The organism is Gordonia aurantiaca, assembly GCF_039939235.1.
In the GTDB taxonomy this organism is placed as follows: Bacteria; Actinomycetota; Actinomycetes; order Mycobacteriales; family Mycobacteriaceae; genus Gordonia.
The window spans coordinates 132,645-145,764 of record NZ_JBDUUF010000008.1; the positions used below are offsets into that span (position 1 = coordinate 132,645).

At 66.3% G+C, this 13,120-nt stretch carries 12 protein-coding genes; 5 read left to right on the forward strand and 7 right to left on the reverse strand.

Annotation, left to right across the window (positions count from 1 at the left end; all coding sequences use genetic code 11):
• Positions 1–4: 4 nt before the first annotated feature.
• On the reverse strand, positions 5–1,651 hold the full coding sequence (locus ABFT43_RS16220; protein ID WP_347961362.1) for an acyl-CoA synthetase: 1,647 nt from the start codon (positions 1,649–1,651) through the stop codon (positions 5–7).
• A gap of 320 nt (positions 1,652–1,971) precedes the next feature.
• Between ABFT43_RS16220 and ABFT43_RS16225 the strand changes: the two genes are divergently transcribed.
• Both ABFT43_RS16225 and ABFT43_RS16230 read left to right on the forward strand, forming a co-directional pair.
• Positions 1,972–2,931: an esterase/lipase family protein gene (locus ABFT43_RS16225; RefSeq protein ID WP_347961363.1), complete on the forward strand. Its 960-nt coding sequence runs from the start codon at positions 1,972–1,974 to the stop codon at positions 2,929–2,931.
• Entirely contained in the window at positions 2,928–3,794 is an 867-nt protein-coding gene (locus ABFT43_RS16230; protein WP_347961364.1) for an oxygenase MpaB family protein, read from the forward strand. The genes ABFT43_RS16225 and ABFT43_RS16230 overlap by 4 nt, the downstream gene beginning before the upstream one ends.
• Before the next feature lie 140 nt (positions 3,795–3,934).
• On the opposite strand, the gene ABFT43_RS16235 is transcribed toward ABFT43_RS16230, so the two are convergent.
• The 6 genes from ABFT43_RS16235 to ABFT43_RS16260 all read right to left on the reverse strand — a co-directional run bounded on the left by ABFT43_RS16235 (position 3,935) and on the right by ABFT43_RS16260 (position 10,761).
• Positions 3,935–5,269 (reverse strand): NtaA/DmoA family FMN-dependent monooxygenase, encoded by a 1,335-nt coding sequence (locus ABFT43_RS16235; RefSeq protein ID WP_347961365.1) that lies wholly within the window; start codon positions 5,267–5,269, stop codon positions 3,935–3,937.
• An 87-nt stretch (positions 5,270–5,356) separates the two neighbouring features.
• On the reverse strand, positions 5,357–6,130 hold the full coding sequence (locus ABFT43_RS16240) for an ABC transporter ATP-binding protein (RefSeq protein ID WP_347961366.1): 774 nt from the start codon (positions 6,128–6,130) through the stop codon (positions 5,357–5,359).
• Entirely contained in the window at positions 6,127–7,014 is an 888-nt protein-coding gene (locus tag ABFT43_RS16245) for an ABC transporter ATP-binding protein (protein WP_347961367.1), read from the reverse strand. Before ABFT43_RS16245 ends, ABFT43_RS16240 begins: the two co-directional genes overlap by 4 nt.
• Positions 7,011–8,642: an ABC transporter substrate-binding protein gene (locus tag ABFT43_RS16250; protein ID WP_347961368.1), complete on the reverse strand. Its 1,632-nt coding sequence runs from the start codon at positions 8,640–8,642 to the stop codon at positions 7,011–7,013. The genes ABFT43_RS16245 and ABFT43_RS16250 overlap by 4 nt, the downstream gene beginning before the upstream one ends.
• A gap of 90 nt (positions 8,643–8,732) precedes the next feature.
• Entirely contained in the window at positions 8,733–9,617 is an 885-nt protein-coding gene (locus ABFT43_RS16255; RefSeq protein ID WP_347961369.1) for an ABC transporter permease, read from the reverse strand.
• Between the two features lies 1 nt (position 9,618).
• A complete protein-coding gene (locus ABFT43_RS16260) occupies positions 9,619–10,761 on the reverse strand; it encodes an ABC transporter permease (RefSeq protein ID WP_347961370.1) in 1,143 nt (380 codons plus the stop codon).
• Positions 10,762–11,094: 333 nt separating this feature from the next.
• Here ABFT43_RS16260 and ABFT43_RS16265 point away from each other — a divergent pair, with 333 nt between their 5' ends.
• The 3 genes from ABFT43_RS16265 (at position 11,095) to ABFT43_RS16275 (ending at position 12,989) form a co-directional block, all read left to right on the forward strand.
• Positions 11,095–11,892: a GntR family transcriptional regulator gene (locus ABFT43_RS16265; RefSeq protein ID WP_347961371.1), complete on the forward strand. Its 798-nt coding sequence runs from the start codon at positions 11,095–11,097 to the stop codon at positions 11,890–11,892.
• An 81-nt stretch (positions 11,893–11,973) separates the two neighbouring features.
• Positions 11,974–12,486, forward strand: a complete 513-nt coding sequence (locus ABFT43_RS16270; protein WP_168699843.1) for an NADPH-dependent FMN reductase — start codon at positions 11,974–11,976, stop codon at positions 12,484–12,486.
• Positions 12,486–12,989 carry a flavin reductase family protein gene (locus tag ABFT43_RS16275; RefSeq protein ID WP_168699844.1) on the forward strand — a complete coding sequence of 168 codons (504 nt, stop codon included), beginning with the start codon at positions 12,486–12,488 and terminating at the stop codon, positions 12,987–12,989. Before ABFT43_RS16270 ends, ABFT43_RS16275 begins: the two co-directional genes overlap by 1 nt.
• The last annotated feature ends 131 nt before the right edge of the window (positions 12,990–13,120 follow it).

Below are 13,120 nucleotides of genomic sequence, written 5' to 3' on the forward strand. Positions count from 1 at the left end.
GGACTCACAGAGGACCGGTCGGCAACAGTCTCCGCACCAGCTTGCCCGTGGGATTGCGCGGCAGCTCGTCGACGAAGACCACGTCGCGCGGAACCTTGTAGCGGGCAAGATGCGCCTTGACGTGGGCCTTGATGTCCTCCGGGGTCGGATTCGCGTGCGGTGCCGCGACGATGAAGGCGCGCAGCCGCTTTCCGAACTCGTCGTCGTCGACGCCGATCACCGCGACGTCGTCGATGTCGGGATGCTCGGCGAGCAGGTTCTCGACCTCGAGCGGGTAGACGTTCTCGCCGCCGGAGACGATCATGTCGTCGTCGCGGCCGTCGATGTGCAGCAGACCGTGCTCGTCGAAGCGCGCCATGTCGCCGGTCGACATGTAACCGTCGATGATCTCCTTGTTCCGGCCGTCGGTGTACCCCTCGAACGGTGCCCCGTTGCGGACGAAAAGCCTTCCGCGGACGTTGGTTCCGTGGATGCGGTGGCCCTCGTCGTCGAACAGGGCCAGCCGGCTGGTGACCGGGGGACGGCCGACGGTGCCCGGGGCCAGTCGCAGTTCCTTCGGGGTCGCGACCGAGGCGATGGCGACCTCGGTGGAGCCGTAGAGGTTGTAGAGCACATCCCCGAAGGCGTCCTGCACCGCCTCCGAAAGAGTCGGTGAGAGCGCTGATCCCGCGATGACGATGACCCGCAACGCGGAGGTGTCGTACTTCGCGATGGTCTCGGGGCCGAGGGCGAGGATGCGGTGCAGCATCGTCGGCACCGCCACCAGCATCTCCGCCCGATGCTCGGCGAGCGCGGCCAGGGTCTTCTCCGGATCGAACCTCCGCATGACGACGGCCTTGTTCCCGAGCGCGGCGGCGACGCCCCACAGCGCAAAGCCGGTGGAGTGGAAGATCGGCGAGACGATCACCGCCGACCCGCGCCGGGGGACCGGGATGCGATCGACGATCAGCGCACTGGAGAACGGGGAGAGCCTGGTGCGCTGCGCGCCCTTGGGAAGACCGGTGGTACCGCTGGTGAGGATCACCAGGCCAGCCCATTCATCGGGTTCGTCCGGCGTCGACGTGTCACCGGTGGCCGTGATGTCCTCGAGGGTGCGCACCCCGTCCGGGATCGGACGCTTTCCCTCGACCCAGGTGACGATGCGCAGGATCGCCGGGGGCAGGGCGTCGGCGAGGTCTCCGAACTCCTCGTCGTAGAGCATCGCGGTGACCTTCTCACGCTCGGCGACCTCGACGAACTGGGTCTTGCCGAAGCCCGTGTTCATCATCGCCAGCCGGAGCCCGGCCTTGCCCGCCGCGCTCATCGTGGTCAGAAGCCCTCGATGGTCCCGGGCGATCACGCCGATCACCGAGCCGCGCTCGATCCCGGAGGCCAGGAGGTGGTTGGCGAGCGCGTTCGCGTGGGCGTCGAGTTCCCCGTAGGTGAGCTCGCCCTTCTCGTCCGCGATCGCACCGGCGTCGGGATACTCCTCGGCGCCATGCGCGACGACCGATCCGCACGGCCCGATGGTCTTGGCGCGCTTGACCGTGGTGAGGGTCTCCTTGGGATTCGTCGGGTTGAGCAGGCCGGAGCGCACGAGCACCTTGAGCGCGCCGACCGCGTCCTGGACCGATTCGACCACCGTTCCGACTGCCGAGGGCACCGAGACCATGTGAATCCACCTTCCGCGGCCGGGGCCGCACGTCGCGCCAACCGGGTACGGCACACTGCGCTACCGGCCCGGAACCGCGGGTCGCCCGGTGCCGATGTACTCGCCAGACTAGGGCGCCGCCCAGGCGTTCTGTCCGATTCGCTCGAAATGGCGCTCCGCCAACATATTTCGGTCATTCATGTCGTTCACATTGCCAGCGACATCCCCCATGGGCGGTCTGATCGTCACGAATCCGTTGCCAAACGGGGACATGTCTGACAACATCCGTCATCAGATATACGAGGCGGAGGAACATGCTCGGTTTTCGAAGGTTGACGACGATGGTGGCCGCGGCGGTGACGTGCACGGTGGTGGCCGCGAGCGGAGTGGTCTCCACCGGCGCGGCAGCGGCGGCGCCCACGAAGACATACCCGGTGTCCTGGGACTTCCGATCGGCCATCCCGGGCGCGCTGCAGCAGACCGTGGATCCGAGCTGGGCGCCACCGGGTGCCAACGACCCGTCGTGCAAGCTCACGAAGAAGCGGCCCAACCCGGTCGTGTTGCTCAACGCCACGGCCACCACCCAGTGGGCTTACAACGCGGGCGCGCCGTACCTCGCCAACCACGGATACTGCGTTTTCACCTTCAACTACGGCAACATCACTCCGATCCCGACGTTCCCGATCCAGGGTCTCGCCGACATCGAGCGTTCGGGCCGTGAGATCTCGCGTCAGATCGACCGCATCCTGCGCCGGACCGGCGCCGAGAAGGTCGACCTGGTCGGCTGGTCGCAGGGCGGCGGCCTGCTGCCGCACTATTACATCGACTTCCTCGGCGGCGACAAGAAGGTCGACAAGCTCATCGGCATCGCTCCCGGCAACCACGGTTCGACCGGCGACATGCTCACCTACGTCCGATACTTCCTCCCTCCGTTCGGACCCGTCGGCTACGAGATCTTCAAGGCACTCTTCCCGGCATTCGCCCAGCAGGCGCAGTACTCGGACCTGGTTCGCAAGGTCTACGGCAACGGCGACACCAAGCCCGGCCCGCACTACACGACGATCGTCACCAAGTACGACGAGATCGCCACACCGTTCACCAACGGTTTCCTGGAGGGCGACAACGTGACCAACATCCTGCTCCAGGACGACTGCCCGGTCGACCTGTCCGAGCACCTGTCGATCAACTTCAGCGAGCGCACGTGGCGGCATGTCAGGAATGCGTTGACACCTGCCGAGGCGACGCCCGTACCCTGTTTCCAGGTCGATCCCTTCTATCCCGGGATGAGTGAAGGACGATGACAGCAGACACGACGCCCGTCGAGGGTCCGGCACCCGACGCGGAGATCGAGCCCCTCGGCCCGGATTCCGTGGCGTGGAACGTCTTCGGTGACCTCACGTTCGTCCTCGGCGCACCACGACGTCTGCTCATCGACGTCGCGCATCCGGTGGTCGCCGCCGGTGTCCGGGAGTTCTCGGTCTTCGAGACCGATCCATATGGTCGCGCCGAGCGCACGCTGAACATGATCATGGGCGTCGTCTATGGTCGGCAGGACGCCCTCGACACCGCTCGCCGGCTCCGTGAGCGCCACCGCGACATCAAGGGCAGAAATCCCGATGGCACTCGGTGGAGCTCGCTGAATCCGGAAGCGTTCCACTGGGTTCACGCAAGCCTCGTGCACGGCGTCTACACCCAGCAGAAGGAACTCGGCCGCGGATGGAAGCCGGGCGAGGTCGAACGGTTCTACCAGGAGATGCGCCGCGTCGGGCGGATGTACGGCGTGCGCGAGCAGGACATGCCCGCCGATTGGGCGGCGTTCTGCACCTGGTTCGACGAGATGACGCGCACCCGGCTCGAGCGCTCCGACATGACCGATCGCGTGTTCGCGGTCGCGACCTCACCCAAGCCGCCGCCCCACATCCCGGTGTTGCGCATCCCGTTCATCTGGAACCTGACCGTCCGACCCGTGGCGGGACGTGTCGTCGCCGCGGTGACGGCCGGGCTGCTGACACCGGAACTACGCGAACTGCTCGCCATCGACTGGGGACCGGGACGCCGGTTGCTGTTCCGGCTCATCGCCATTCAGTCGAGACTCGTCATCCCGCGGTTGCCGAAGGCGATCCGGATGGTGCCGCATGCGCGGGCGGCAGCGCGAACGAAGTAGCAGTCGTCTCCGCGAGGGTCTCGACCACCGCGAGATTCTCCACTGCCGAAAGCAGTTGCTGCCCAATCCTGCGCACGGCCGTGCCCCCACACACCGAGGTGTGCGGGGGCACAGCGTCTCTCACGCGGAAACCGTGGAGATCAGAAGGCGCGCAGGTTCTCCTTCAGGGTCGAGCCGGTGTACTCCTCGCGGATGAGGCCGCGACGGCGCAGCTCCGGAGCCAGGCCGTCGGAGACGATGGCCAGGTTCATGCGGGTGGTGGGCAGGTAGAACAGGAAGCCGTCACCGCCGGCCTCCTCCATGATCTCGCCCATCTTGGCCGCGACGGTCGCGGGCGAGCCGACGAGGCCCATGTCCTTGACCTGGAAGCTCGAGGCGACCACCTCACGAAGGGTCTCGTCCTCGCGGCCCTCGAACAGTCCGGCGATCGAGGTGTACTCGCCGTTCTGCTTGCTGAGGTCGATGTCGCGCACCTTGGTGTCGGGGTCGATCGCACCGAAGTCGATGCGGCCTCCCGAGGTATACGACATGTTCCACAGGTTGTACTCGATCGCCTTGTCGGTCTTGCGGAACTCCTGGGCCGCCTTGTACGCGGCCTGGGCTTCTTCGTCGGTTGCGGCGATCGTCGGGGTGGCGATGAACAGGATCTTGATGTGGTCGGGGTTGCGACCTGCCGCCGCGGCCCGCTCCCGGATGTTCTCGCGGTAGGCCTTGGCCGCTGCCGCGTCCTTGACGATGGCGATCTGGGTGTCGTCGTAGTTCGCGGCGAGCACACGCCCCAGCTCCGAGCTGCCGGCCGAGCACACCGGAACCTCGCGCTGCGGGCCGGGGATGGTGTTCAGCGGGCCGCGGCACTTGAAGTACTTGCCGACGAACTCGATCGGATTGACCTTGGTGTGGTCGGCATAGACACCCGCGATCGGGTCGGCGATGACCGCGCCTTCCTGCCAAGAGTTCTGGAGTTGTTTGACGACGTCGATCCACTCCATCGCCATCTCGTAGCGCTCGTCATGCTCGAGATGCCGTTCGTAGCCGAAGTTCTGGGCGACACGGTCGGTGACGCTGGTGACCACGTTCATGCCCACACGCCCCTCGGTCAGATGGTCGAGCGTGGTGAACGCCCGGGCGGCGAGGTACGGCGGGTACTGGATCGTCGAGACGGTCGGGATGATGCCGATGTGCTTGGTCTGCTGGGTCATCAGCGGGACCAGCGGCAGCGGATCGTTCTTCGGCGCCATGAATCCGCGGCGCAGCGAGGTCTCCGCGGAGTTCTTGTAGGAATCCTCGACCATCGAGGTGTCCTCGATGAGGATGTAGTCGAAGCCGGCACGCTCGAGGCTCTTGGCCATGTCGACGTGGATGTCGGGCTTCATCCAGTCGAGGTGGTTGGTGCCGGTCCACGGACCGTCGCCGTTCGTCGGGCTCCAGGGATGAATGCCGAAGCCGTCGCCGAGGAACCAACCCATATGGAACATGTGAATCTCCTGTCGTGAATGTCTGCGGGGAGGAGCGCTCGCCGCGAGATCTGTTGTGCGGCAGTTGGTACCGCCGATCTGGAAGGATCAGGCCACTGCTTCCATGGCCTGGTAGGCACCGACGAGGGTCTGCGTGTAGTCGTTCGACGGCGCGTTGAGGATGGACATGGTCTCCCCCGACTCGACGACCTTGCCCCGGTTCATCACCAACAGGTCGTCGGTGATGAACGCGGTCGCGGGCAGACCGTGCGAGATGAACACCAGCCCGAGGGAATGCGTCTTGACGTAGTCCTTCAGGAGGTTGAGCACCACGGCCTGGGCGGAGACGTCGAGAGCACTGACCGCCTCGTCACAGACCAGGATGTCCGGGTGCACGACCAGGGCGCGTGCGATCGAGAGCCGTTGCCGCTGACCGCCGGAGAGCTGGTGCGGATACCGATCGACCAGCTCCGGGGCGATGCCGAGATCGGCGACGATCGAGTCGACGGCGTCATCGGCCGCCTTCGCGTCCATCCCGCCGAGGATCTGTGCCGGCCTCCGAATCGCCTCCCGGACGATCCGGCGCGGATCGAAGGTCGTCGTGGTGTCCTGGGCCACGAGCTGCACCTTGCGGCGGTACTCGAGACGCCCGGGACGCCGCTCCAGCAACCGGGTGAGGTCTCGGCCGTCGACCAGGACCTGACCCGATGTCGGAGCGGTGAGCCCGACGATCATCTTCCCGAGAGTGGACTTGCCCGAGCCGGATTCGCCGACGATGCCGACCGACCGACCGCTCTCGAGCTTGGTGGTCACCCCACCCACTGCGGTCACCTTGCGGCCGTATTGCTTGTGAACGTCGACGACCTCGATGATGGTGCTCATGCCGCGGGCTCCTCGGTCATGACCGTGTCCAGGGTCGGGAGACGGTCGAGCTGGGCCGAACTCAGCGTCGGCATGCACTGCAGCAGACCGCGGGTGTACGGGTGCCGCGCGTGATCGAGGTCGCGCGCGGCGACCGTCTCGACGATCTCGCCCTTCTGCATGACGAGCACCTTGTCCGAGAACCTGCGGGCGAGCGCGATGTCGTGGGTGATGAACACCAGCGACGCCCCGTTGGCGACGGTCAGACCGGTCATCAGTTCCATCACCGACACGGCCAGCGACGCGTCGAGCGCGCTAGTCGGCTCGTCGGCGATCAGCAACTCGGGCTCGGACGCCAACGCGATGGCCATCATCACGCGCTGGCGCATACCGCCGGAGAGCTGACCGGGCACCGACGACATCACCCGTCCCGGATCGATGATCCCGACCTGCTCGAGACGCTCCTCGGCCGCGGCCGTGCGTTCCTTGCGGGAACCGTATTTGTCCTTCGGGAGTACCGCCATGAGCTGGCTGCCGACCGACCAGATCGGATCGAGCGAGCTCATCGCGTCCTGGAAGATCATCGAGATGCCGGGACGGCGGTCGGGAATCCGCTTGGCCGGCAGGTCGAGCAGAGACCGTCCCGACAGCGACATCGTCGTCACCGCCACCTCGCCCACACCCGGCGGGATGAATCCGCCGAGTGCGTTGGCGATGCTGGACTTTCCCGAACCGGATTCGCCGACGATGGCGACCCGCTCGCACTTGCCGATCGTGAACGAGGTCGGGTGGATCCGCTCCACGCCGCCGTAACGGATGGTCAGATCGACGACCTCGAGGACCGGGGACGATCCCTCACGCGTGCTCTGCGCCTCGGGTGCGGCGGATTCGGTCAGCGTGGTCATGGCTGCAGCACCGAGTAGTCGATGACACTGTCGGTACGGAACACGTAGCCGCCGAGTCCGTTGCGGAAGGCGTTGAGCGGCTGAACGTATCCGATGTAGACGGTCGGCATCTGATCCTGCAGGATGCGCTCGGCCTCGTTCCACTTCGCCCAGGCGGCCGGGGTGAGCGGCTCACCGGAGGCATTCCCGGCGGCGATCGCGTTGTTCAGCGGCGCGTAGTCGAAGTCGGGCCAGTTGATCGGCGAGCCGGGGGTGTAGAAGAGCGACAGGACGTACGGCGGGGACTGCACGACCGCGTAGTCACGGCCCATCGACGCCTGGAAGGTCTTGGCGGCCAGACCCTCCTGGAACACCGCGGAGTTCACCTCGTTGAGCGTGATCTCGAAACCTGCTGCACGGGCCGCTGTCTGGATCTGGACTGCGGACTCCTTCAGGTCCGGAACGGCGTTGTTGATGGTCAGCTCGAACCTGACCGGGGTGCTGACGCCGGCGCTCTTCAGGATCTCCAGCGACTTCTGCGGGTCGAACGTGTTGGGCTCGAGGCCATTGCCGTTGTAACCCGGCAGGGTGTCGTTCAGGATCGACGAGATCGGGCCGAGACGTCCCTTGTAGACGTCCTTCATGATCGCCTCGTAGGGCACCGCGTGGGCGAACGCACGACGGACGTCGACGTTGTCGAACGGTGCCTTGGTGGTGGTCAGCGGGACGTAGACGTAGGCGTTGCTCGGGACGTCGAAGATCTGGGCCTGTCCGGCGTCGCGCAGGGCCACCTGGTCGGCCGGGCGCAGCTGGGTGGCGATGTCGGCGTCGCCGCTCTTCACGAGATTCGACCGCTGGCCGGCGTCGGCGACCACACGCTGCACGATCTTCTTCACCTGCGGCTCACCGAGGGCGTAGCCGGGATTCGCTTCGTAGACCATCTGCTGTCCGGGCGTGTAGCTCACCAGCTTGTAGGCGCCGAAGCCGTAGTCGGCGTTGGTCTTCGAATGTTCGACGCCGTAGGGGTCGTCGGGGGTCGCGTGCGCCTTCAGCACGTCGGAGTCATAGATGGTGTAGGGCTGGTTCGACAGCAGCGACAGCAGGGTGAAGCCGTGCGCCGGGTCGTCGATGGTGATCGTGACGGTGTCGTCGTCGATCTTCTTGACCTGGTCGGGCGAGGTGATCACCGGGGCGCTGACGAACGCCACGATGCTGGTGTCGACCTCGAACTTGCGCTTGAACGAGAAGATCACGTCGTCGGCGTCGAGCGCGTTGCCCGAGGCGCTCTTGGCGTCGGTGTTGAGCTCGAAGGTGAAGACCTTGCCGTCTGGGCTCACGTCGTAGCTCCTGGCGAGGACCGGTTCGAACTTGAACAGCTCTTGGTGGGCCGCGAGTCCGTCGGTTCCCTCGACATAGGGGTTGCGGATCAGGGTGGCGCCGGTGTTGAGCCAGAATTCCGCGGCCTCGTAGCCGGTGGGGGTGCTCTCGTAGCTGAAGCTCGGCGGCTGGGCGGCGGTCACGATGACCACACCGCCCTCGGCGGAGTCACTGGACGAACCGCCGCCGCACGCGCTCAGGGTCAGCGCGGCGGCGAGGGTGAGGGCGGTGCCGCTCACCAGGGCCGACAGTCTCTTTTTTTGGAACTTCATGGGTATCGAGGACTCCGTTTCTACACGTTGTTTGCACGAAGGGGTTCCCACGAGGGGGTTCCCACGAGGGGACTTGACGATCGGGTGGCGTCAGGCCCGCCGGCGGCGGGAGATGAAGGTGGTGACCCAGGATGCGGCCCACACCGAGTAGGCGAGGGCGAGCACCGGGAAGAGGGCGGGCCACCAGCGGCCGACGGCGGCGTCCGCGGCGCCGTCGGCGAGCATGTTGCCCCACTCCGCGGTCGGGAGCGGAATGCCGACGCCCAGGAAGCCGAGCCCGGCGCAGAAGATGATCGCCATGCCGAAGATCGCCGAGGCGTTCTCGAGGACCGGCGCGCACGAATTCGGGATCACGTGGCGGAGCAGGATTCTCATCTCGGACTCACCGCTCATCCGGGCCGCCGTCACATACCCGTCGTTGCGTGTCGCAAGGACCTCGGTGCGCATCAGGCGCCCCTGGAAGGGCATGAGCACCAGGGCCAGGGCGATCGCCACCACGACCTCGTTGCGGCCGAAGAAGGAGACGATCACCAGACCGCCGATCATCACCGGCAGCGCCTGCACGAGATCGATGGTGCGCCCCAGCGCGCCGGCGATCAGGCCGAGCAGGCCGCCCTTGGAGCCGTACATACCGGCGACCGCGCCGATGGCCATCCCGACGGCCGTGGCCAGCAGGGTCACCGCGATGGCGATCAGGATGTCCAGGCGGAACGCGGTGAGGGTCCGTGAGAACACGTCGAAGCCGTTGGAGTCGGTGCCGAACCAGTGGTCCCCGGAGGGCGCGGTCGACGGTGTGCCGACCACTTCCGTGGCCGGTTCCGGCGCCACCACCGGCCCGACGATCGCCAGCAACAGCAGGAGCCCGAAGGGGATCAGTGCGGCGTAGTCGCGCAGGCCGGCGGACTTCCCGGCCGACGGCGAGGCGGCGTCGGCCGATGCCGGGGCCGTCGTGTTGGTGAGCGGTGGCATGACCATGTCAGACCTCCTGGTTTCGCGAGTCGCGGCGGCGGGAGTCGAGCAGACCGGTGGCCACCTCGGTGAGGAAGTAGACGATCAGGCAGAGGCCTGCGATGACCACCAGGAACGAACGGAGGGCGAACACGTCGGAGGCACGGACCGCGTCGACCGCGTACTGGCCGAGGCCCCCGAGGCCGAACAGCGATTCCAGGACGACGGCGCCGCCGAGGAGCAGGCCGAAGATCATGCCCAGCATCGCCACCGCCGACGGTAACGCCCGGCGGTACACGCTCAGGATCACCACTCGCCGCGGCGCACCCGATGCGATGCGGAATCGAGTTGCGGGATCGTCGATCTCGGTGTCGAGGGCAAGGATGAGCGACTTCACCAGGATCGCCGTGTGCGAGACGACCATCACGGCCACCGGAAGGATCAGGTGGGAGATGTAGGAGGTGGCCGCCTCGGTGTCCCCGGCGATGAAGGCGTCGAGGATCGGGAACCCGGTGACCTCCGGCGGCGGCATCAGGATCGGGTCGAGTCGACCGGACGGCGCCGGCACCCAGGCCAGGGTGGCGAAGAATACGAACAGGAACAGGATGCCGACGACGTACTCGGGGATCGCGCCGGCCGAACTCGCATAGGACCGCAGCACTTTCGAGAAACGGTTGGTCGGATGCGTCACGACGAAGTACGACATCGGCAGGGCCACCAGGCAGGCGAAGAACAGGCCCGTGCCGATCAGTTCGAGCGTGGCGGGGATGCGGGTGGCCATGTCCTCCGCGACGGGGCGGCCGGTGGCGATCGACTCACCGAGGTCGAAGCCGAACAACGAGGTCAGATACGACCAGAACTGCGAGATCAGAGTCCCGTTGAGCCCGTACGACTCTCGGGCCTTGTCCAGTGCCTCTCCGGTCAGCCGTCCACCGGACGAGGACACCAGCGGGTCGCCGGGGATCAACTGGACGAGGAAGAAGGCCGCCACCACGAAGATGAGGAAGTTGACGATGGCCCGGCCGGCGGCGCGGCCCACCCATGCCCATTCCGACAAGCGGGACAGCATGGACTGCACGCCGAATGCCTTTGTCCCCGTGCCGCCGTCGGCGGGTGAGGTCACGAGATGCGGATCGGCGACGCCCGTGTCGACTCGTATATCGACGGTCACTCGACTCCTCCCATCAGGGTCGGTCAATTTGTTGCTGCCGATCCTGTGGGGGATTTGTTTCAATTCCCGCGTCGCAGCGTGACTGAACAATTGCGCGGGTTCACAAACGCGGCGGGACTCGAATCCGTGCAGGTCAAGAGGTCGACAGAACTCGTTGGCGGCGTTTTTGCGCCGAATGTGACGCGCGCTACTCGCCGCGACCGGTGGCACAAGAGTCCTTAGACTCACCACATATCGGCCGTTCAACCCACTTCTTCACGATCGGAACACAGGATCATGACGCCACCCAGCCATCATCCCCGGTCTCGCGGAGGCTCCGCGCGGGGTCGCCAGGTGTCCGCCCGCCGCGTCCGCGACCTCATCCTCGCGTCGATCCGCAACGGCACCATCGACATCGACGCGCAACTGGTCGAAGAGGACCTCATGATCATGTTCAACTCGAGTCGCGGGTCGGTGCGCGCGGCGTTGAACGAGCTCAGCGAGATGGGCGTCGTGATCCGTCGCCCGCGTGTCGGAACGCGCGTAAATCGCCGGGATCTGGGTGTGGCACTTGACGACATCGCCGTGACGGGTGGTGAACAGGTACACATCCAGGTAACCGACCAGTGCATCGTCCCCACCTTCCCGCTCATCCGCGCGCGGTTGAAGATCGATGACGATGTGGTCCGGCTCGTCGAGAACTCGTTCATCGCGCGCGGCGAGACCATCGGGATGCGCAGTGCCTATTTCTCCCCCCGCTTCAACGCCGATCCCAATCTGCTTCGGGACAAGCCGATGTCGATGGCCCGCACTCTTGCCGAGTTCTTCGGCGTGGCCCCGGGCGGCGCCGCGGTGTCCATCGGCGCCGAACGCGCCGACGAGCGGACCGCACGGCTGCTGAATGTGCGTACGGGAGAGACGCTTCTGTCCCGCGAGATCCTCTACACCACTGCCGACGGAAACCCGCTGGAGATCGTCTTCGACCGGTTCCGCGCAGATCTGGTGCGGTTCGAATCCCAGGTCGACCACTCCGACCTGACCTGGTGTCCGGAACCGAATTCCATTCCGTCAACGGAAGAATCGGCGTTCACCGGGTCCCGCGGCCCCGATACCGGCACCGATCGGGTGGGAACTGTGGCGCAATCTGGGTGAAATACTCGCTTGACCGTTCGGCAATGTCGCATACGCACGCTGCAGATGAATCCACCACCGCGACAACCGAAGGGGAACATCGTGATCGTTTCCGTTGTGGCAGGCAATCCGAAGCCTGCATCGAGGACCCTGAGCGCCGCGAGCCTGCTGGCGTCGACCCTCACCGGCAAGGAGCCCGATCACGTCGTGGACGTCGTCGATCTCGGTCCGGGACTGCTCGGCTGGGGTGACCCCGCCGTCGCCTCGGCCGTCGAGACGGTCGCCGGCAGCGACCTCGTCGTCGTCGCCTCGCCGACCTTCAAGGCGACCTACACCGGTCTGCTGAAGCTCTTCCTCGATCAGTTCTCCACCAGTGACGGCCTCCAGGACGTCACGGCCATCCCGCTGATGCTCGGCGCCGGACCGGCCCACTACATGGCACCGGACCTGCTGTTGAAGCCCGTGCTCGTGGAACTCGGCGCGACGGTCCCGGCCGCGGGTCTCTACGTTGTCGACAAGCTGTACGACGACACCGAGGCATTCCAGCCGTGGATCGACCGCTGGGGATCGGTGGTCCTCGCCTCGGTTGCGTCGACCGTCAAGGCGGGCGAGTGATGACCGGACTCATCCCGACCACCGAGATCGACAACGCCGAGTTGCGCAAGGCATTCGGTGCCTTCCCCACCGGCGTCGTGGCCCTGGCCGGCATCGCCGGTGACGAACCGACCGTCATCGTCGCGTCGTCGTTCGCCGTCGGCGTGTCCCAGGAACCACCGCTCGTCATGTTCGCGGTCCAGCAGACCTCGACCACCTGGCCGATCCTCCGCGAGCTGCCGACGCTCGGGATCTCGGTCCTCGGTGAAACACACACCGAGGTGATCCGCCAGCTGTCCTCGAAGGACAAGACCAAGCGCTTCGAGGGCGTGGACATCACCGTGTTGCCGAGCGGCGCACTGCTTCTCGAGGACGCCCCGGTGCACTTCGAGTGCTCGATCGAGAGCGCACACGTCGCCGGCGACCACGAGATCGTCGTGCTCCGGGTCCTCGGTCTGGCCAACGACCATTCCAAGCAGCCGATCGTCTTCCACCGTTCGTCCTTCGCCCGCCTGTCGGCCTGACCGATCCCCCGGACCCGGGGGTGATGCGCCGATCTCCCGTGCGTCCGCGCATCCCCCCGTGCCACGTCCACTGCGCGACCACGAACCGACCGCGGACCACGCGTCGCCTGGCGTGTGCAGCGTGTCGAGCA